This window comes from Sphingomonas sp. S6 (genome assembly GCF_043498045.1).
Lineage (GTDB): Bacteria > Pseudomonadota > Alphaproteobacteria > Sphingomonadales > Sphingomonadaceae > Sphingomonas.
Map to the genome: position 1 here is coordinate 239,405 of NZ_JBIEOE010000006.1, position 19,669 is coordinate 259,073.

At 67.3% G+C, this 19,669-nt stretch carries 15 protein-coding genes and 1 pseudogene; 1 reads left to right on the top strand and 15 read right to left on the bottom strand.

The genetic code is table 11. From position 1 onward, the window contains the following. Positions 1-147 precede the first annotated feature (147 nt). The 15 genes and pseudogenes from ACGVWT_RS12255 to ACGVWT_RS12325 form a co-directional block, all read right to left on the bottom strand. Entirely contained in the window at positions 148-759 is a 612-nt protein-coding gene (locus ACGVWT_RS12255; RefSeq protein ID WP_315462104.1) for a response regulator transcription factor, read from the bottom strand. Further along, the gene (locus ACGVWT_RS12260; RefSeq protein WP_315462105.1) at positions 756-1,850 is read right to left on the bottom strand and encodes a histidine kinase; all 1,095 of its coding nucleotides are present in this window, start codon (positions 1,848-1,850) and stop codon (positions 756-758) included. Before ACGVWT_RS12260 ends, ACGVWT_RS12255 begins: the two co-directional genes overlap by 4 nt. Beyond that, complete coding sequence (locus tag ACGVWT_RS12265) at positions 1,847-2,602, bottom strand: ABC transporter permease (protein WP_315462106.1); 756 nt, start codon at positions 2,600-2,602, stop codon at positions 1,847-1,849. The genes ACGVWT_RS12260 and ACGVWT_RS12265 overlap by 4 nt, the downstream gene beginning before the upstream one ends. After that, complete coding sequence (locus ACGVWT_RS12270; protein ID WP_315462107.1) at positions 2,599-3,510, bottom strand: ABC transporter ATP-binding protein; 912 nt, start codon at positions 3,508-3,510, stop codon at positions 2,599-2,601. The genes ACGVWT_RS12265 and ACGVWT_RS12270 overlap by 4 nt, the downstream gene beginning before the upstream one ends. Beyond that, the gene (locus ACGVWT_RS12275) at positions 3,507-4,451 is read right to left on the bottom strand and encodes an acyl-CoA thioester hydrolase/BAAT C-terminal domain-containing protein (protein ID WP_315462108.1); all 945 of its coding nucleotides are present in this window, start codon (positions 4,449-4,451) and stop codon (positions 3,507-3,509) included. The genes ACGVWT_RS12270 and ACGVWT_RS12275 overlap by 4 nt, the downstream gene beginning before the upstream one ends. A 124-nt stretch (positions 4,452-4,575) precedes the next feature. Beyond that, the gene (locus tag ACGVWT_RS12280) at positions 4,576-5,409 is read right to left on the bottom strand and encodes a PhnD/SsuA/transferrin family substrate-binding protein (protein WP_315462109.1); all 834 of its coding nucleotides are present in this window, start codon (positions 5,407-5,409) and stop codon (positions 4,576-4,578) included. Continuing rightward, positions 5,406-6,317, bottom strand: coding sequence for a fatty acid desaturase (locus ACGVWT_RS12285; protein ID WP_315462110.1), 912 nt, complete (start codon positions 6,315-6,317; stop codon positions 5,406-5,408). Before ACGVWT_RS12285 ends, ACGVWT_RS12280 begins: the two co-directional genes overlap by 4 nt. Positions 6,318-6,429: 112 nt before the next feature. Continuing rightward, positions 6,430-7,659, bottom strand: coding sequence for a dicarboxylate/amino acid:cation symporter (locus ACGVWT_RS12290; protein ID WP_315462111.1), 1,230 nt, complete (start codon positions 7,657-7,659; stop codon positions 6,430-6,432). Further along, a complete protein-coding gene (locus ACGVWT_RS12295; protein ID WP_315462112.1) occupies positions 7,656-8,693 on the bottom strand; it encodes an LLM class flavin-dependent oxidoreductase in 1,038 nt (345 codons plus the stop codon). Before ACGVWT_RS12295 ends, ACGVWT_RS12290 begins: the two co-directional genes overlap by 4 nt. Further along, positions 8,693-9,601: a RimK family alpha-L-glutamate ligase gene (locus ACGVWT_RS12300; protein ID WP_315462113.1), complete on the bottom strand. Its 909-nt coding sequence runs from the start codon at positions 9,599-9,601 to the stop codon at positions 8,693-8,695. Before ACGVWT_RS12300 ends, ACGVWT_RS12295 begins: the two co-directional genes overlap by 1 nt. Positions 9,602-9,910: 309 nt before the next feature. Continuing rightward, a pseudogene (gene chrA, locus ACGVWT_RS12305) lies at positions 9,911-11,308 on the bottom strand (chromate efflux transporter). Continuing rightward, entirely contained in the window at positions 11,305-12,114 is an 810-nt protein-coding gene (locus tag ACGVWT_RS12310; protein ID WP_315462114.1) for a sulfurtransferase/chromate resistance protein, read from the bottom strand. The pseudogene chrA and the gene ACGVWT_RS12310 overlap by 4 nt, the downstream one beginning before the upstream one ends. A gap of 258 nt (positions 12,115-12,372) precedes the next feature. Then, entirely contained in the window at positions 12,373-13,587 is a 1,215-nt protein-coding gene (locus ACGVWT_RS12315) for a histidine-type phosphatase (protein WP_315462115.1), read from the bottom strand. A 34-nt stretch (positions 13,588-13,621) separates the two neighbouring features. Beyond that, positions 13,622-14,716: a phosphatidylinositol-specific phospholipase C1-like protein gene (locus tag ACGVWT_RS12320; RefSeq protein ID WP_315462116.1), complete on the bottom strand. Its 1,095-nt coding sequence runs from the start codon at positions 14,714-14,716 to the stop codon at positions 13,622-13,624. Then, positions 14,716-17,430, bottom strand: a complete 2,715-nt coding sequence (locus tag ACGVWT_RS12325) for a TonB-dependent receptor (protein ID WP_315462117.1) — start codon at positions 17,428-17,430, stop codon at positions 14,716-14,718. The genes ACGVWT_RS12320 and ACGVWT_RS12325 overlap by 1 nt, the downstream gene beginning before the upstream one ends. Before the next feature lie 934 nt (positions 17,431-18,364). Here ACGVWT_RS12325 and ACGVWT_RS12330 point away from each other — a divergent pair. Further along, on the top strand, positions 18,365-19,321 hold the full coding sequence (locus tag ACGVWT_RS12330) for a LysR family transcriptional regulator (RefSeq protein WP_315462118.1): 957 nt from the start codon (positions 18,365-18,367) through the stop codon (positions 19,319-19,321). The last annotated feature ends 348 nt before the right edge of the window (positions 19,322-19,669 follow it).

The following is a 19,669-nucleotide window of genomic DNA, read 5'->3' on the forward strand; positions in this document are numbered from 1 at the left end:
GCACGTGATGTGCCGCGGCGCTTCGACGACGTAGAGCGGGTGATCCTTCGGGCGCACCGATGCGAAACGCCACGTCAGCGGTTCCCTCATCCGCGCGAATGGCAGGCTACGGGACGTAGCGGATGCCTCGCGATGTCTGCCGCTGGGTCACAGCCACCCGTTCCGCCGCGCCGTGCGGCCCGCCTCGATGCGGTTCGCCGCGCCGAGTTTCCCTGCCGCGTCGGACAGGTAATTGCGCACGGTGCCTGGCGACAAACCGAGCCGATCGGCGATGTCCTTGTTCGAAAGCCCCTCTTCGGCAAGACGCAACGTATCGCGCTCGCGATCGGTGAGCGGATCGCGGCCGATCTCGCCGGCTGCTGCCGCAAGATCGGCGGGGATCGCGCGACCGCCGGCCACGACGGTGCGGATCGCAGCCGCCAGGTCGTCGACCGGTGCATCCTTCAGCAGATAGCCGCGCACCCCGGCGCTGCGTGCGCGGGCGAGATAGCCCGGCCGAGCGAAGGTCGTCACGATCACGACGGCGGTTCGCGACCGCTCGTCGGCCAGCCGCCTGGCAAGGTCGAGGCCGGTTTGACCGGGCATCTCGATGTCCGTCAGCAATATGTCTGGCGCGAGATCCCGCACCATCGCGAACGCCGCATCGCCGTCCGACGCGCGGCCGACGATCGCGAGGTCCGGCTCCAGCGACAGCAATGCGGCAATGGCGCCGAGCACGAGCGCCTGATCCTCGGCGATAACGATACGGATGGGGGTCATGCCGGCACGCTCGCTTCCAGACGGGTGCCGGTTTGGGCAGGGGCGAGATGCAAGGCACCGCCCGCGGCGACCAATCGCTGTCGCATGCCGGTCAACCCGTTGCCCTCGCGACCGGACAGGCCGACGCCATCGTCCTCGACTACCAAGCGGGCGTAACCGGGGTCGGCGATGATATGGATCGTGCAATGCCGGGCGCCAGCATGGCGGATAACATTGGTGACGGCCTCGCGCAGCGTCATCGCCAACACAGCACCCGCGTTGGCAGGGACGTTGGCGGCGTCGCCGGTCAGCGTCGGCCGTACGCCTGCCGTCCGCAAGGCGGCGATCGAGGCGGACGCTTCCTGCGCCAGGCCGCCACCCGCTTGCCCCGCCAGCGCCGCGCGGACATCGGCGAGGCCGGCGCGCGCGGCGGCAGCGATGGCTTCCACCTCCGCCCGCGTCGCATCTCTGTCCCGATCGAGCAGTCGGGCGGCCAGATCGGCCTTGAGCGCGACGAGCGTCAGCGTACGGCCGACGACATCGTGCAGATCGCGCGCGATCCGTTCGCGTTCGGCAGTGCCGGCAAGGCGGCGGACCTCCTCTTGGGTCGCGAGCAACGCCTGCGTACGGTCGTAAAAGGCTTCGCGCGAGATCGTTGCGCCGCCGGTCATGGCGACGAGCAGCGCGCCGGGCAGCCACCATAAGGTCGGCTGGCTCAGCGCGAGACCGGTCACCATCGTCACCACCGCGATCGCGGCGATGCCGAGGATTGCCACGGGTCGAGGACGGGCGTGCCCCATCGCCGACGCGGCGTAGATCGGGAACACGGTCCAACCGACCGGTAGGGCGGCGAGGGCGATGCCGATCGCGGTTATTACGGCACAGGCGCCAACGAGCTTAACGCCCTGCCAGCGATGCGATGCGACGTAGAGCGGCAGGAACGTCATGACCGCCAGCGCCGAGCTTATCAGCGTTGTCGCGTCCGGCCATTTCCATAGCCAGGGGAGAGGCAGGAAGACGAGATAGACGAGCCACGGCCACGGTCCGTCCCACCATCGCTGTGCCCTCGTACGCATCGCGCCACTGTCGAGGGTGTCAGCGTGTTCGGTCAAGCCGGGCTCCGCCGCCATCCGCTCCAGGCCCAGGCGATCCCTGCGGCCGTCATTGCGGTCACGGCCATCATATGCCCGGCGGGTGCGCCTAGCGTGTCGACCCCGACGATCGCCCGCGCAAGCTGGCCGAGATGGTAGGACGGCGTGATCTGGCCCAGCGTCCGCATCCAGCCGGGTAGCATGGCGGTCGGAATCCACAGGCCGCCCAGCACCGATCCGCCGAGGAACAAGGCGTTGGCCACCGCCACCGCGCCCTTGCCGCTCATCCGCATACCCATGCCGAAAGCAATTAGCGCAAACGGGATAGCCGAGCCGAGATGGAGCAGCGTCAGCGCGATCCACGTTGTCGCCGACAAGCGGACACCGGCGACGATCGCCAGCGCATCGATCAGCACCAGCGCCAGCGCGGTGGTCGCGACGGCAGCGACCAGCTTTGCCGCGACATAGGCGCCGGCGGGCATCGGCGAGACGCGCTTCAACTCGATCAGACCCTGCTCGCGCTCCATGGCGACCCCGGCACCGAAGCCGAACAGCGCGGGCCCCGTCGCTGCGAACACGCCATAGCCCGCCAGCGTTGCGAGCGCATATTCGGGGGAGGGCGACTTGGCCACGGCGAGTGTGAACAGGCCGTAGAAGGCGGCGGGGGTCAGCACGGTCGGAACGAGGAACTGGGGCAGGCGCGACGTGCGCTTGAGTTCGGCGATCGCTTCCCGAAGCCACACGCCGTTCGGGGTTGCGACGAGCGCGGTCATGCAGCGATCCTTTCCGACTGGGTTGACAGCAGGGCGGCAATCGCGTCCTCCAACGTTGCATCGGCGACACGCAGATCGGTGAGCGTGGTATCGGCATCGAGAAGCGCGCGCACCGTAGCGGCAGCATCGGCGGAGACGATGCGCAGGTCCGCGCCGTCCATGCCGGCGTCCCTGACCGCCGGCGCCCACGCGACGCGGTCCGGGGTCAGTTGGCTGCGGCAGCGGATCACCGATCCCCCAGCACGGGCGCGTAGCGCGGCGGGCGTGTCGTCGGCAACGATCGTGCCAGCGTCCATCACCACGATCCGGTCGGCGAGCGCATCGGCCTCCGCAAGGTCGTGACTGGTCAGAAGCACGGCCGTTCCGTGGTTCGCCACGTCGCGGACCGTACCCCACAATACGCGGGCGGAGGCCCGGTCCATCGCGGCGGTGGGTTCGTCGAGAACGAGAAGATCGGGCCGGCCGCAGATCGCCAGCGCATAATGCACGCGGCGGGCCTGCCCCCCCGACAGGGCAGCGCAGCGGCGGTCCGCAAGGTCGTCCAGCCCCGCGAGCGCCAGCGTTTCGTCCAGCGGCCGCGGGTTGGGATAATAGCCCGATTGCAGCGTCAGGACCTCGGCGATCGTCAGCACGTCGGGCAGGCCGGCGCTTTGCAGCATCACGCCGAGGCGGCGGCGCGCGGCGGGCCGGCGTGGGTCGAGCCCGAAGACCGTCGCCGTGCCCGCATCCGGCGCGATGCGGCCGGTCAGCAGCGATACTGACGTCGTCTTGCCCGCGCCGTTCGGGCCGAGCAGCGCGGTCACCTCACCGGCGTGGATGCCGAGATCAAGGCTGGCGAGGACATTGCGTCCGCCAAGCCGTTTGGACACGCGCGTCAGCCGCGCGACATCGGCCAGATCGCGGCTCATCGCCGGCGCTCCGGCATCAGCGCGGTATCAAGGTCGGCGAGCACCTTCGGCCAGCCATCCGCGCGCGCGGCGCGGTTGCCGGCTACCGTGCCGCCGAGCGGAGCGGCCCGGTCGGCCGCTTGGGTGCCAACCTCGGGGGGCGGGCCGAAGGCGGCATGACCCGCGTCGGGATAGGCGAGTACCGTGACGGGATGTGCGTATTTCGCGGCATGCAACCGGGTTTCGACCGCCCGTGCCATCGGACAGGACGGCCACAAACCGTCCGCTTCGCCACAGACCATCACGATGGCGGCTTGCGAGCGCTCGACGGGGATGGCGCCGGTCGCCGCTTTGGCGGGATCGGCTAACGCGTCCGCATAGAGCGCGTGGATGCCGCGCCATTCCCCTGTCCATCCATAGGGCGTGAAGGGCACCGGTTTACCGCCCTCGGTCCACGACGATTCGGTGACGAGACCCTCCCGGTCGATCCCCGGCCAGACGACGCTGGAGGGGACGCCGACCACCGCGATCTTGAGATCGCGTCGGCGCGAGGCGACGAGCAGCGCGGCCTCGGCGCCCTTGGACGTGCCGACGATGCCGATGCGATCACCCGCGACGCCAGGCTGCATCTTCAGCCAATCGAGCGCGCGGGTGAAGGTTTCGATTGGGATGGACTTCAGTGCGGCAGGCTGGCCAAGGCTGCCGAAATACGAAAGCTGGAGCACAACATAACCACGCGCCGCCAGCGCCGCTGCCTGTGCAGCGGCAGCTTTGCCAAGGCCGCCCTCCGACCCGCCAAGCAGCAGGATCGCAGGTGCGCGGCCAGTCCGTGCAGGCTGGTAGAGATCGGCGATCATGGCGCCGTCGCGGATCTGGCGTGGGGCGGCCACCACGGGTGCCGCCGCCGTCGTGGGGGCGGCGGATCGCAGGGCGGCGGCAAGGGCGAGAGCAGTCAGAAGCATGGGTCAACCTCGTCGAACATGCTCTTCCTGTGCGACGGGTAACGGGCGCCACGTAGTGACAAATGTCATGGTTCGGCGGCGTGCCGCAGAATTTCACTCGGAGCCAAAGTCCAGGCTTTGGCGATCAACCAACGTCGGCAGCAATCTTCGTCGCGGCCGGGTCGGCGGCGAACGGCGGCGTCTGGTGCCCAAGCCGGCCCAGCATGCGGTAGCGATGGATCGACGCCGGCACGATGTCGGTGAGCAGCAGCGCGGCACGCGCCGGTGCCAAGGCAGGGTCGTGCATGGCCGCATGCAGTGCCTCCCGCAGCGCGCCGACGACCGCGGGTGGTGTCGTGCGGGCGGTGACGAAGGGCAGGTTGGGCGCGCGGGGCGTTCTTGCTAGGTCGCGCAGGCCGTGCAGCGCCGCCGGATCGTCGCGGGCGATCACCGCGGCGGTGACGGCATCGATCGCGGCGATATCTGCCCGACCGCTGGCGACCGCGTCGATGCTGGCGCGGTGCGACCCGGTGACGATCGTCGAGCCGAAGAAATCGTCGGGCGCTGCGATGTTCGCGACTGCGGCGCGCAGCAGGTTCGCGCCGGTATTGGAGAGCGGCGCGTTGATCGCCACGCGACGCCCTGCGAACGCGGCCAAAGTCGTTGCCGGATCGTCGTCGCGCACGAGGATGCGACTGTAGTGGCGGCCGGGCGGGCAGTCGGGCAGCGCATAAATCGGCATGGCGATCACGCGCAGCGCGAGGTCGGGATCGGCGACGAGCGGATAGCCGCAGCATTGGGCCAGCAGCAGGTTGGGGTCGCGCCAGATCGCCTCGACCGACCGGGTGCGGTCAAGGGAGTCCGGTGCGGCGATGCCCAATCCGCGAAGATGCCGGGCGATCGCCGACCATAAGCCGTCGTTGGCGGCGCGTTGGCCGGGATGGTCGTACATGCCGAGCGAGGCGACGGGCGTGCTCATCGCCGGTCCTGTCGGCCCGGGTGGACCAAGGCGTCATGCGGCGCCAGCGCGAAGCGGCGGACGATCTCGCCATAGCTGCGGTGGGCGCGCCCCGCCTGAGCGGAGAGGCGCGCATGGTGACGGCGCTGGTGCGCGGGCAGGCGATACCAGGCGAGGTCCGGGCGATCGTGATGCGCGGTATGCAGATGGTTGTTGAGATAGAGCAGGCCGAGCGGCCCGGCGCGCTCGACCGTGGCGGCGCGGCTGGGGCCGGGCAGGTTGGCGCGATGCTCGGCAAAGGAACGCAGCAGCGTCAGCGACAGGCCGGGATACACCACCAGCAGAAGATAGCGCAGCGTGCCGAACCCCGTCCATTCGAGCCAGGCGACGATCGGCATGACCAGCGCGAGGTGCGGCAGCCAGTCGCGGGCGACCCGGCCGGGCTGGCGGGCCAGCCGGCGCCCTTCGTCGGCGACCAGCGCAAGCACGGCGAGGAACGGTCCGAACAACAATCGCCCGAGCAGTGTCGCCTGCACCCGCGCCGCGACATGGCGGACCCCGCGGCTACTTGCGACATAGCGCGATTCCGGATCGTCGAGCGGATCGGTGATATGTGGGCTGCGGTGATGTGCGACGTGGCTATCGCGATAGAGGCCATAGGGCAGCCAGAGCGACAGCGGCACCGCGCCGATCGCCGCGTTCACCACGCGCCAGCGGGTCGGATGGCCGTGAATCGTTTCATGCTGGAGCGAGCCGTGCCATGCGACGAGCCAGCCGCCCGCGACGACGATCACCGGTGTCGGCAGCGCCGCATGCCACCAGGTCAGCGCCAGCCAGCCGCCGTAGATCAGCGTGGCGATGGCCATGGTCGGCCATTCGATCCCGATGCCGCCGTTCCGGGGCGCCGTATCTTGGGGCTTGCGTGTCATGGCGGACCTCCTTCGCTGGAGATCATCCACCAAGCGCATGGGAATTAAACGCTAGCAAAGATCGGTGGGGCGATAGCTGTGCTTGTCGCCGGCCCGCGCCGTCATGATGGGTTCAGCTGGCCGCCAGTGTCCCGTGCGCGCCCTCCGTCTCGCGCTCGGTGAGAATGGTGGTGACGGCGATGTCGGCGGTGACGTTGGCCGCGGTGGCGAACATGTCGGGGATGGTATCCACGGCAAGGAACAGCGGCAGCAACTCGATGGGGACGCCGACGGCCAGTGCCACGGGGGCGTAGGCGGCGAAAAAGCTGATCTGATTCGGCAGCCCGGCGATGACGAGATTGTTGAGCACGGCGAGCAGCGCCATGAGGCCGAGCTGGCCCAGCCCAAGCTCGATCCCGTTCAGGCGGGCCAGCGCGAGCGTCGCGAGGCCGATCGCGGTCGGCGCGCTAATCCGGAACAGCGCCACGGCGAGCGGCAGCACCGTGCCCACCGGCCGGGCGGGCAGGCCGAGCGTACGCGACGCCTCCAGCATGGCGGGCAGCGAGGCGAGCGACGATTGTGTGCTGAAGGCCACCGACTGCGCGGGCAGCACGGCGCGCAGGAAAGTGGACAGCCGCGTGCGCGCAGCGACCGCGACAAGCAGCACGAACGCCGCCAGCAGGACGATACCGCCGACGACACGCGCGACGACATACCAGAGCAGTAGCGCGCCGACCGCAAAGCCGCTACGCGCGGCAACATCGAAAGCTAGCGCAAAGACGCCGATCGGCGCGACGAGCAGGACCCAGCCGATGATGACGAGCAGCGCGTCGGCGACGCCCTGACAGGCATTGGCGATTCCATCCGCTCGCGACCGGTCGATGTGGCGCAGTGCGATGGCGAAGAACAACGCGAACAGCACGACGGGCACGATCGCGCCCTGTGCTGCCGAGGCGATCGGATTGACCGGCACCAGCGCGCGCAACGTCTCGCCGAGTGGCGGCAGGTCGGGCAGCTTGGTGCCGGGCGCGCGCACCGCGTCGAGGCCCGTCACGTGCCACCCGCGGAACATCGCCGAACCCAGCGCGACGCCGAATACGGCCGAGGCGGAGAGGAACAGGATGAAAGCCCCGATCGCGCGGCGCGCCACGCGGCTCGATCCGCCGGACCCCGATCCGCTGCCCAGACCGGTGACCACGAGCGCGAACACGAGCGGGATGATGGGCATGCGCAAGGCGTCGAGCCACACCCCGCCGATCGTCTGCAGGGTCGGCAGCGCGACGCTATTCGGCCCCGCCCAATACCCCAGGCCCAGGCCGGCAATCAGGCCGGTCAATATGCGTCCAACGGCAGGAATCTTCATGCTGCGGCGGGCTCCGGTACGGTGGTCGTGCCCATGACCTGCGCGGCGAAGCGCTCCATCTCTTCGGCCTGCGGGCTCATTTGCAGCAGCAGGTCGAGGCCCGCCGCCTCATATTCGGCGATCCGTTCCTTCAGCTGTTCGGGCGTGCCGACCAGATTGGGGCGCAGGCCTCGGTTGGACACCGAATATTCCTGGATTTTTAGCTCGCGCTCCAGCTGCGTGCCCGACAGCCACTGGTCGAAATTGGCATAGCCCGCGGGCAAATCGGTGACGGTCGTGATGCGTTCCAGCTCGCGCTTCGCCTCCGCCTCGCTGTCGCGCACGATCGCATAGGCGGCCATGCCGTATTGCATCGGCGGCCCTCCGGCGGCGCGGCGGCGCTCCGCCATGTCGGCGATCTTGGGCGCGATCGCGGCTACGGGATCGCCGTGCATGACATAGGCGTCGCAGCGGGCGGCGATCATCGTCTTGGCGGCCTCACTTTCGCCACCAGCGTAGATGGTGGGCCGCTTGACGGGCTTGGGCGCGCAGATCGCCGCGTCGGTGGTGTAGAATTGCCCGGCGAAGCTGAACCGCGCCTGCGTCCACAGGCCGTCGACGACGCTGAGCCATTCGGCGGTGCGGGCGTAGCGATCGTCATGCTGGTCGAATTGCAGGCCGTATTGGCGCGCTTCGTCGGCCCACCAGCTCGACACGACGTTGAGCGACAGGCGCCCGCCGGCGATCCGGTCGATATTCGCCGCCGCCTTGGCGAACAAAGCGGGATGATGGAAATTGGGGCGGACCGCGACCATCAGCTCCAGCCGTTCGGTTACCGCGGCGAGCGCGGCGGCGGTCGACCAGGCGTCGAGCGCGGGCTGGTCGGTGCCCTTGATATCGTTGAGGTTCAACTCGGCGATCAGCGTGAGGTCGTATCCCCAGCGCTCGGCATCTTGCGTCAGCGCCTTGGCATAGGCCCACCTTGCCTCCATGCCCTCGTCGGGGACGTTGCGCAGCCAGCCGCCGAAGACGGGCATCCAGAAACCGTAGCGCATCAGCGTGCCTCCCCGATCCAGCCGACGATCCGGTCGACCAGCCGCTCGTGCGGGTCCCAGCCCAGCACGTCGAGCGGCCGGGCGACGAAGTTCGACAGCGCGTTGACGTCGTAGAAGCGGGGCGTGCCGTCGCGATCGTCGATCATTACCTCGATCCCGCCGAGATCCAGCGCGGCGGCGCGCGCGATCCGCTCCGCCGCGTCGCGCAGGTGCGCGGGTGGCTCGGTAGCGGTCATCGTGATCGCGCTGCCGGGGACCTGGCAGGCGTCTGCCGGGCACAGGTCGAACGCGCCCGCCCCGGCGACGTCGATCGCGTAGAGATAGGCGCGGTCGAGCGTCTCGATCCGGGTGATCGTGCCGCCGCGGGCGGGGACATGGTCCTGCACCAGCAGCACGCCGTCGATGCTGGTCGGCAACGTCCCGTCGGCGACGGCGGCGCGGAGTGTGTCCATGTCGTCGAAGCGCGCGATGCCCGCGCCGGCGCCGCCGATGTTCGCCTTCACCACCAGCGGGAAGCCGATCGTCTCAGCCGCCGCGGGGACATCGGCGGCACGGTGGACGACCCGGGTGGCTGGAATGGCGAGACCGAGCGAGGCGATCAGCGCGAGCTGGCGCGCCTTCGACGTGTCGATCCCGAGCGCGGGCGTGCCGTTCAGCACGCGCGCCCCTGACAACTCCCAGCGCGCGAGCAGCGCCTGCGCCCAGAAGATCGGATGCTCCGCCTCGCGCAGGAACGCCGACATCGCCAGCCGGCTGAGGATGACGGGGGCGGGTGGGGCGGCGTCGGCGGGGTCGAAGGCGGTGCGCGGGGTCAGAGTCTCATACGCAATGCCGCGCCGGTCGAGCCCGGCGAACAGCGGCGTAAACCATTGGGGATGTTCGTAGAGAATGGCGAGATCGGTGGTCATGGCGACATGCCATGCCGAACCGCAGGGGCGATGCAAATGCGTGTGGGCTTGGGCGGCCCCAAGAAAGGCTTTGCAGCCACGGTACCGGTGTCGCGCCAGCGTGACGGCGCAGCAGACGAACCGCGGGGCGGTACGCGGTTCGTCCTGCGCGTGGCGGGCGATCAGCCGCACCCATGTGGAGCCCGCTTGTGCGCAGGCTCACAATCAGGAATGCGAACCATGGGTGCCGGCTCGGCACGGACGGCATAATGACGCCGGTATCCTCTGCATAGGCATGCCAATCTGCGGCGAGCGCCTTCAGCCGCGGCGCTAGGGGAGGAAACCGAGGCCGTAGAGCGCTACGCTGGCGGCGGAGGCCGCCAGCAACGTCGTCACCACACCGGCCCGCAGCCCGAAGATGGCGCATGCGGCGCCCGATGCGAGCAGCAGGGCGATGGGATCGATGCTGGACAGGACCGGCATGTCGAAGCGCAGCGGACCGGCCCCGATGGGGGTGACGCTGCGAAATACCGTGTGCAGAGCGAACCACACGGCTAGGTTGAGGACGACTCCCACGACCGCTGCGGTGATAGCGGACAGGGCTCCGGCGACCGCAGCGTTGCCGCGAAGGCGCTCGATGAAGGGCGCGCCAAGGAAGATCCACAGGAAGCACGGGACGAACGTCACCCATGTCGCGAGCAGGCCGCCGAGCGTGCCGGCCAGCAGTGGCGTCAGCCCGCCGGGATCGCGATAGGCGCCGAGGAAGCCGACGAACTGCAGCACCATGATGAGCGGCCCCGGCGTCGTTTCCGCCATGCCCAGGCCATCGAGCATCTCCCTGGGCCCAAGCCAGCCGTATTGCTCCACGGCCTGCTGCGCGACATAGGCGAGCACGGCATAGGCGCCCCCGAACGTCACCGTCGTCATCGTCGAGAAGAAGATCGCGATCCGGCTGAATACGTCATCGGGACCGCGCGCGATCAGCAGCGCCGCGAGCGGCACCAGTCACAGCGCCAGCCAGACCGACGCCGTGCGGATCGCCTGCCGCCATGTCGGCCGCGCATGCAGCGGCAGTTCTTGGCCGAGCAGCGTGTCCGCGTCGGCCACCACCGTCCCATGGGATGTGCCATGGCCCGCGCCCTTGAACGCGGTGCCGCCCCGCCGGGTGGACCACCAGCCGATCAGGCCGGCGCCCAATACGATCAGCGGAAAGGGCCCGCCGGCAAAGAAGATCAGAACGAAGGCGATAGCGGCGAGCGCCCTGGCCGCCGTCGATCTGAGCGCCCGTCCACCGATCCGCACCACCGCCTGGACGACGACGGCCAGCACCGCACATTTGAGGCCGAAGAACAGTGCGGCGACGATGCCAAGCCGTCCGTAAAGGACGTAGACCCAGCTCAACGCCATGATCGCAACGGCACCGGGGATGACGAACAGGACGCCGGCAACGATGCCGCCCTTCGTTCGGTGCATCAGCCAGCCGATGTAGGTCGCCAGTTGCTGCGCCTCGGGCCCGGGCAGCAGCATGCAATAGTTGAGGGCGTGGAGGAACCGCTGCTCGCCGATCCAGCGTTTCTCGTTGACGAGAATGCGGTGCATCACCGCGATCTGCCCTGCGGGGCCGCCGAATGAGAGCATGGCGATCCGCAACCATACCCAGACGGCTTCGCGCAACGAGACTGGCCGTGGTCGGACCGATGCCGGAGCGTTGGCAGGGACGGCGGTCATGCCGTCACTCGCACGCGCGACGGCTGATGCGACAACCAGCTGTGGCGCTCGGCCTGCGCGTCCCGCGCCCAGCGGTAGAGCGCGTCGTAGATCGCCATGCCGGCGTCGAGTTGCTCGTGGTCGTCGCCATGGCTGCGCGACAGGCCAAGCGAGATCGCGAGCAGCCCCGCCGCCTCGGGCGCGATATCGAGCCGGTCGGTGTCGGCGCCGCGGACGATGGCGGCGAGGCGGGCGAGGGGAGCATGGTCGGCGAGCCCGAACGCCTCGATCATGACGTCGAACGTGCATAGCTCGCCGCGGTGGCTCCAGACGACACCGTCGTCGACGATGTCGAAGGGCTCGGCCTGGTCTTGCGCGGCGACCGCCAGCACCTCGGCAGGCGGGACGAAGAGGAAGCGCGCGTCCGGATCGACAAACCGGCGGATCAGCCAGGGACAAGCGATGCGGTCCACCTTTGGCCGCGAGCGGGTGACCCACCACGTTCTGCCATCGGGGCGGCGCTGTGGAACATGCGCCAGCTTGACGCTGGGCAGGCCTGCTCGTTCCCAGGCGGCAAAGCCTCCTTCGAGCACCTCGGCGTCCTTCCCATCGCTCCGCATGACCGCTGCCGCAGCGACCGCGGCCGTGCTGCCGTCCTGATCGACGACGATGACGGCATCTACCGATGACGGGGTCGGCAGATCGCCCGGCACCGCACCCGGGATCCCGCGGGCGGGCGACGGCCGCAGGTCGATGATGCGCGGGCAGCCGGCAGTGCCGACTAAGCGCGATAGCTTTTCAGGGGTGATGGCGTGGAGCGCAGGCATGGGGCGTCCTTCATGAAGAGGCGGACGCGATTCTCCGGCTGACGCCTCGTGGGGAGATCGCCGTCCCCATGATCGCAATCAGCCATCATGACCTAGCCTTGTCAACAGCTCTGGTGCGCTGCGCCCCCAACCGCTGCTGAGAGCGCGCGGATCGCAGCGATGCTGCCGGCGGGAGGGGGCGAAGGCGGATGTCGGCGCCGTGCTCAAAGCAGTCCCCTGCATGCCGGCTTACAGGAACAAGTAGAAAGCTTGGCCGCATTACAACAGCTGAGCTGTCTCGCTATCGATAACCCTCTGAAATATCGGCAGCGGGCAAAGCGTGCCGTATCGTCCGATGGGGAGATGCCGCAAGACGATCGGACCGTGTTGTCCGGCTGTGCTGAGATGTCGTGCCGCGGAAGGCGTCTGCGCAACATACGATAGCCGGATAACGTGTTTGTGGGTGCGACGGTCGGTCAGGCGCTCGAACAGGAGACCGCCGCCGATCGGCGGGTCGTCGACGCCGTAGCCCGGGATTTTAAAGTGAACGCCAAGGATCGCGGTGACGGCCGCGATCGTATTGTCGTGGCCGACATAGACGTGGACCGCAGGTGCCTTGGGCTGTGTCAGGTCCGCAGCGATCGCTCGCGCAATTAACCCGCCGACACGCGGCGCCATATAGGCCGAGCGGGCGAAGACGTCGAAGAGGCGGGCATGCAGGAGCGACATCGCCTGAATGTCCTTGGCCGATGCGCGGCCCCAGCCGACCCGCTGCATCGGAAAGCCTTCCGCATATTGCAGCAGGAAAACCTGCGCGGTGCCGGAGGTCAAATCGATCGCGCCCTTCAGGCTGATGCCCTTGCCATCGGCGGACGGCGTGATCCGGTTGGGCATTGCCGCGAATGTGCAGGGTGGGTTCGACGACGCACAGCCGAGCACGCGCTCCATCGCGGCGAACCCCGCGGCGGTGCCGCGCATTAGGTTAGTCCCGTCCTGCAACTCGGCGTTGATGCTGGCGGCCGCTTGGGTGGCGTCGAAGGGGACGGCGTGGGCTTCCAGCGCATTGAACAACGGGTCCGTATCGCCCTCGGCGCGATGATTGACCGCAACTGGGCAACCCGGCGCCAGGCCCTCGGCCAGGGCATGGCCGCTGGCGATCGTCCGCGAGAGGCTGTTCGTCCAGATCGTCAGGGCATTCGGGGCGGGGCAGCGCCCGGTCGGCAGCAAGCCTTGCCGGAGCAACCGACCCCGTTCGAACTGCGCGAGGATGCGCAGCGCCGCGGCGCCATGTGGGGTCAGATGACTGGCCGGCGTGTCCCATTGCGGAAACGGAGCGCGGGCGAGGGGAGCCGCCGCGGCTTCACCCTCCAAAGGCGCGCGGATGCCGTGGCGGATCAGCATCACGGCCCGGTCCACCGTGTAGCGGGGCCGCGCCGAGCAGGGACTGGCGACCAGACTGGTCGCCAGCGCCAGTGCGAGCGCACGGACTATCATGTCGAGTATCTTCCCCCGTTGCACGGCGATCCTTTCACTTCGGCAGCTTGCAGCCCGCAGGCTGGGTCACCGGGTTGCATCGTTCCATCACGCCGCCCGGCAGCGTCACGGTGAAGCCCTTATGCCACGCCCGCGTCGGCGCGCCGGGATAGTAATCGGTCGACACCGCCTGTGCGCCGCTGTCGATCGCGGCCTGCTGGCGCGTGTGATCGTTGTCGCGCGCTTCCTTGGTGTCGGCGTCGCTGCGCGTGCGGACGATGAAGCCCTGCTTCACCCATTCACGGATCTTCGCCCCGTCGGTACGCGGATCGCCGACGATCTCGACCGAGGCCTCGGGCTGGTCGGTGTCGTACCAGCCGAAGATCGGGCGGCCCTTCAACGAAGGATGCCCGGCGCGGTAGATATCGGACACGTCCGACGGCGTATCCAGCACGAAGTAGATTTTCCCGCGAGCGCTCTCCAAGGTCGGCCAGCCCTTGGTGGTCACCGCCTCGCGCAGGGTCTTTGCATTCCCGCGCACGTCGTCGGGCGTGATCATCCGGTTCGGCGTCAGCACGTCGTGAATCTCGCCGTCCAGTGCATCGAGCAACGGTGCGGTCAGCGGCAGCGGGTCGGTGACGCCGGGCTTGTTGATCGGCCGGTCGGCGGCGTTGATCGTCACCATGATCGGCAGGTGACGCGGATGCGCGCGCGACCAGGCGTCGATCTGGCCGATGCACTGCTTGAAGGTGCCGCAGGAGCGGTAATCGACTTCCGGGATGTGGAAGACCTTGAAGCCCGGCTTCATCATCGCCGCTTCGTCAAAGCCGGTCTGCTCACCTGCGGCCTTTGCGATCGCCTCGCCCTTGGGATGCGCGAAGCGTCCGCCTTCGGGGTCGGCGAAGATGTCGATCTCCAGCTGGCGCACGCCCCGGTCGAGCTGCTGCGCCAAGGTCAGATGATCGTAGTCCAGCGCGGCGGCGAGCTTGGGATCACGCTGTTCCAGCGCGGCGAAGACGGCGAGCGCGATCCGCTTCTTATAGCTGTTGTGCGAGCCGACCACCTGGATGTCGTTCATCCGAAGGGCCGCCCGCGGCGCCGGGGCGGCGGCGGTCGCGAGGACCGCCGCCAGGGTGAGGAGAGCCTTCATCAGAACTCCGCCCGCACGCCGAACAGGATCGTCCGGCCATAATAGTTGATCTCGCCGAAGCGCATCTTGCTGTCGTTATAGGTGTCCTGATGCGCGCCCGCGATGTTGATGCCTTCCAGGCTGAGCGTCAGGTTGTCGGCGGCGCGCACCGACAGCTGGCCGTCGAGCGATCCGAAGGCCGCGACATAGGTCGGTGCCTGCACCGTGCTGCCCGTGCTCGACAGATATTTGTCGCGCCAGACATAGGACAGCCGCGCCGACAGCGGGCCCTTGTCGTAGAAGCCGACCAGGTTGAAGCTGTTCTTCGACAGGCCGATCAGCTGGTCCTTGATGTTGCGCGAACCCGCCGTGTAGTCGGCCTTCACTTCCGTGTGGGTATAGGACCCCTGGACGCCGAAGCCGTCGAACGGTTCGGGCAGGAAGGTGAAGACCTGGCTATAGGCCGCCTCCGCGCCGTACACTTTGGCGTTGCCGCCGTTGACCGAGCTGGAGAGGCGGACGGTGCCGCGACCCGGAATATTGATCTCGGTATTCGACTGGGTGATGTAATCGTCCATCGCCTTGTAGAAGACCGCGCCCGACAACATGCCCGACGGTGCGAAATACCATTCCAGCGACCCGTCGAACTGGGTGGCGAGGAAGGGCACCAGCTGCGGGTTGCCACCGCTGGCGGTCTGTGCGTCCGTCGACACGGTGATGCGCGGCGCGGTGTCGGTGACGTTGGGACGGGTCAGTACCCGGCTGGCGGCGAGGCGACCGACCAGCTTGGGGGTCAGGTCGGCGCGCAGGTTGAAGCTGGGCAGGACGTTATTGAACGTCTTGGGGTAGCTGACCGGCGTGGCCGTGTTGCCGCTGGTCAGCGTACCGCTGGCGACCTGATCGGTGTGGACGTAACGCACGCCGACATTGCCGCTGACCGGCACCGACCCTGCATCGAACTGATAGTCGGCGCGGACATAGGCGGCGGCGATCTTCTCGGTCACGACGAAGGACGAACGACGATCGCCATTGGTGATCGGCTGACCCTGGATCGCCGGGGTGAAGAAGTTGCCGACATAAGCCGCCGTCACCGGCACCAGCCAGTTGCGGAAGGCATTGCCCGACACGCCCGACAGGAAGTCGTCATAGGGCAGCTGCTGATAGGCACCCGCGCCCAGGTTGGTCAGCGGCTGGTTGGTCGCGGTGTCGATCAGATAGTCGCGACGGAAATAGTCGCGCTTGCGCCAGTGATATTCGCCGCCCGCCTGCAGCTTCGACAGGAAGCCGTCGAAATCATGGCCGACATCGAGACGCGAATAGAAATCCCAGTCCTTGCTGTCCTTGGGCGCGATGTTGAACTGGTACAGCTTGTAATTGGCCGGGTTGGTGACGTCGACCGGCGTGGTGAAGGTCGGCATGTTCTGATAGCCGCCGCTGGCGTCATAGGTCAGCGGCGCGATGAAATAGGCACGGCTGCGCACGGTGCCGGTGCGGTAGTCGGGATGATAGCTGTGCGCGGCCGACCAGTTGACATTGGCGGCGACATGCCAGCGATCCGGGTTCCAGGTCTGCTTCAGCCCGACGGTGATCAGGTCATGGCGATTGAGGCTGTATTCGCGCGACGCCATGAAGCGGGCGTTGGCGATCGTCGCCTTGGTGATCGTGTCGCCAACGACGGTATAGCCCGGTTGCAGCACGGTCGGCAGCTGCTTGACGCCGCCGATCGAGACGTTGTTGTCGTCCGGATAGATGTCGAGGCCGAACTCGTCATAGGCGACGTCCAGCCGGGTCGCGACCACGTCCAGAGTCGTCTGGAGTTCGGGCGTGGGCTGCCACTGGGCCGAGACGATGCCCGAGATGCGCTTCCGATCCTCGGTCTCGACGGTGGGGCGGGTGCGGGTCGGCGAATAGAGACCTGCAGGCGCGCCGCCGCGCTTCGGGGCGTTCGGGTCGGTCGGATCGACATAGCGGTCGAGCAGCCAGCCGAAGTTCATGAAGCGGTCGTTGCGGACCGTCTTGCCCCAATATTGCGCACCCGCCAAGATGCCGAAGGTGCCGTCATTGTTCTTCGCGCTGGTCAGCACGGTGACGTTGGGGCGGACCTGCTTGGTCTGGCTGGTATAGGTGCCGCGCATGTTGACGGTCGTCTTGTTGCCGACCTCCAGCGGGTGGAAGGTCTTGACGTCGATATTGCCGCCCAGCGCGCCCTCGCTCATGTCGGCGGTCGGGGTCTTCACCACGTCGATGCTCGAAGTGAATTCGGCGGGCAGCATCTCGAAGCGGAATTGCCGACCGGCCGCGCCGCCATTCTCGATCAGGTCGTTCAGCGCGATGGTGCGGCCGTTCATCAGCGTGTTCTGGAACTGCGGGCCCAGGCCACGGACGCTGACATACAGGCCTTCACCGCGCGGGCGGGTGATCGCCACACCAGGGACGAGCTGAAGCGCCTCGGCGACGTTCTGGGTCGGGAACTTGCCGATATCGGTCGAGCTGATCGAGTCGACGCCGTAAGCGGCGCGGCGCTTGGTCTCGATGCCCGCCGCCAGGCTGCGCGCATAGGTGCCGTTGACGACGATGTCCTGGCCGTCGGCGGCCGTATCAGACGCCTGTGCGGTCGATTGCGCAGTGTCTTGCGCAGAGCCAGCCGCGGCACTCTGCTGCGCCTCAGCGGCGACCGAGCCGGTCACCAGGATGAACGCCACCGATCCCTTCAAAAGGCTGCGAAATGTAATCATAACATTGGTCCCCACCCCGGCCGTCTTGCCGGTCGGGCGGGGGCGTTAAGAGCGGCCTGTGTAAGTTTGACGTAGAATTGATGACATTCGTGTGAGCGCTAACGGGCAATGCATATTGACGACCTGCGAGGCGCCCGAACGACTGCCCGGCTGCCCTAGCCCTGTTCGCTGCGGCGCTGCACCTGACCGACGTTCATACCGGCTGGATCGCTCATATTGTTCGGGAGCCGCTGGTCCAGACGTTCGCCTGCCTTCTCCGAAGCCTGCCGTATGCGCCCTGATGTCCCCTGCGGCGGATACGACGGCGAAACCCTGGCGGTCAGTTCCTCATCTCTCCGCATCCAGCAAACGCCCACGGCCCACGCTTGGAGTTCTCCAACTGAAGACTGGCCATGGTTCTGCGCGTTGGAACTGGATCCCACCCGGATGTCAAACGTGCCCGGATCGATCACCCCGCCGAACTGTATGGCATTCCGATATTGCACGCTGGCCTCGTCGCGCGCGGTCTTCGCTGTTCGTGACGGTGGTCGACACCGTCACCCGGCCGCTAGGTTGCAGCACCGTCATGTCGAGCTTGGGCATGCCGGTGGAGAAGCAGGTATAGCTGAGGCAGTACCCGAATTCGCATTGGGCGGATGCGGGGATGTCCCCAATAGTACTCGCCCTGGTCCTTCGGTATGTGCGTAATGCTGTGGTCATAAAGATTGAGGCTTAGTTGCCGCTACGTGTTTAAGTAATCGCCAGACTACCGCATAGATATTGTGCGATTCGGGAAATTTCACGCGTTGTATTAGGTGCGGAAAATCTCGGTATAGTATGCTATTTCTTGTAAAAACAGTCTAGCAAGATGCAGTTTGCTGATTGATTTGACACAATTGGGGTGGTGGATTAGCGATAACTGATACGGGCGCGGCGCAAACGTGAGGTGGGGTATTTGAGCGAACCATCGACGCTGATCGAAGGCCGCAGACGGTTGCGGCGCCTGAACATCAATCTGCTTTATGCGCTTGATGCGCTACTGCATGAGCCGTCACTGACTGCGGCGGCGCACTCGATCGCGATCAGCCAGCCGGCGATGAGCATGAAGCTGCGCCAGCTGCGGGAGCTTTTCGGTGACGAACTGGTCGTGTTTGGCGAACGGCGCCAGCTAACGGCCTTAGGCGCGGCATTACACCAACGCGTTGGGCGATTGCTGCGCGAGGTGGATGACACGTTCAATCTCGCGCTGGCGTTCGATCCTGCGACTGCGCGTCAGACGGTGACGGTGACCGCGCCAGAGGTCGTCGAACTCATGTTTTTCAGTCGCATCATGCCGCGACTGCGCGCTGTGGCACCCGAAATCGGGTGGAAGATGATACCCTTCGTCCATGGCTCTGCGCGACACCTGTTCGATCGCGGCGCCGATATCGCGATCGTTCCCGAGGCGATGGCCGATCCCGATCTGTGCACCCTGCCCCTGCTCGACCATGCACCTGTCGCGCTCGTCTGTGCGTCGCATCCGCTTGCTGGCGGCCGTGTGGATGTAGAGGACTTCCTGGCGGCACCCCATGCCGCGGTGCATGACGACATGGAACGCGCAATCTTCGGCGATTTCGCTGCGGACAGTCCGTTCGCGCAGCGGCGCGTCGTAGTACGCACGGGACTTCATTCGATGCTGCCCGCATTGGCGATCGGGTCCGACTTGATCGTCACCACCAGCAACTGGTTCGCGCAGCATCAGGCGGCGGTTTTGCCTGTGACCATCCTCGACCTGAGGTGGCCGCGGATGACGGCCGGCCTTGTCCTCCAGTGGCAACCCTATCGCGACAAAGAGCCCGTGATCCGCTGGCTGGTCGCCGAATTGAAGCGTGGGGCCGACGGGATCGGCCGGCCGATCGACGCGGCGTTATAGGGGCATAACCAATTACAATTTGATGACGGTGCGGGGTGGGCGCAGATTTCGTTCCGTCGAGGAACAGGACTGCACCGGAGCCAGCGCTTCGTACCAATCGGCGGCCGTCTTCGACACCGCAGAATGAACCATCGACGGCAGGGGCCGTCGAGGACCCACCGTTCCGCCGCCTGGCGGGGCTTTAGTCATGGCTGTGAGGCGTCGCAGGGCGGCGCGCGTCCGATCCTGTGTCCGAAGGGGCATCGGTACGCGTGGTCGCGGCGCCGGGATGTGTCAATCGGCGTCCAAAAAGGACCCCCTATCGGCGTGCAAAAGGGACCCCCTTCGTCGAGCAGCGTAACGGGTATG

What these genes read in the sequence shown, in the direction of transcription:
- ACGVWT_RS12265 (WP_315462106.1), bottom strand. Translation starts at nt 2,602, where the DNA reads ATGACCGCGCTCGTCGCAACCCCGAACGGCGTGTGGCTTCGGGAAGCG.
- ACGVWT_RS12325 (WP_315462117.1), bottom strand. Translation starts at nt 17,430, where the DNA reads ATGATTACATTTCGCAGCCTTTTGAAGGGATCGGTGGCGTTCATCCTG.
- ACGVWT_RS12320 (WP_315462116.1), bottom strand. Translation starts at nt 14,716, where the DNA reads ATGAAGGCTCTCCTCACCCTGGCGGCGGTCCTCGCGACCGCCGCCGCC.
- ACGVWT_RS12290 (WP_315462111.1), bottom strand. Translation starts at nt 7,659, where the DNA reads ATGAAGATTCCTGCCGTTGGACGCATATTGACCGGCCTGATTGCCGGC.
- ACGVWT_RS12255 (WP_315462104.1), bottom strand. Translation starts at nt 759, where the DNA reads ATGACCCCCATCCGTATCGTTATCGCCGAGGATCAGGCGCTCGTGCTC.
- ACGVWT_RS12315 (WP_315462115.1), bottom strand. Translation starts at nt 13,587, where the DNA reads ATGATAGTCCGTGCGCTCGCACTGGCGCTGGCGACCAGTCTGGTCGCC.
- ACGVWT_RS12270 (WP_315462107.1), bottom strand. Translation starts at nt 3,510, where the DNA reads ATGAGCCGCGATCTGGCCGATGTCGCGCGGCTGACGCGCGTGTCCAAA.
- ACGVWT_RS12275 (WP_315462108.1), bottom strand. Translation starts at nt 4,451, where the DNA reads ATGCTTCTGACTGCTCTCGCCCTTGCCGCCGCCCTGCGATCCGCCGCC.
- ACGVWT_RS12280 (WP_315462109.1), bottom strand. Translation starts at nt 5,409, where the DNA reads ATGAGCACGCCCGTCGCCTCGCTCGGCATGTACGACCATCCCGGCCAA.
- ACGVWT_RS12295 (WP_315462112.1), bottom strand. Translation starts at nt 8,693, where the DNA reads ATGCGCTACGGTTTCTGGATGCCCGTCTTCGGCGGCTGGCTGCGCAAC.
- ACGVWT_RS12285 (WP_315462110.1), bottom strand. Translation starts at nt 6,317, where the DNA reads ATGACACGCAAGCCCCAAGATACGGCGCCCCGGAACGGCGGCATCGGG.
- ACGVWT_RS12310 (WP_315462114.1), bottom strand. Translation starts at nt 12,114, where the DNA reads ATGCCTGCGCTCCACGCCATCACCCCTGAAAAGCTATCGCGCTTAGTC.
- ACGVWT_RS12300 (WP_315462113.1), bottom strand. Translation starts at nt 9,601, where the DNA reads ATGACCACCGATCTCGCCATTCTCTACGAACATCCCCAATGGTTTACG.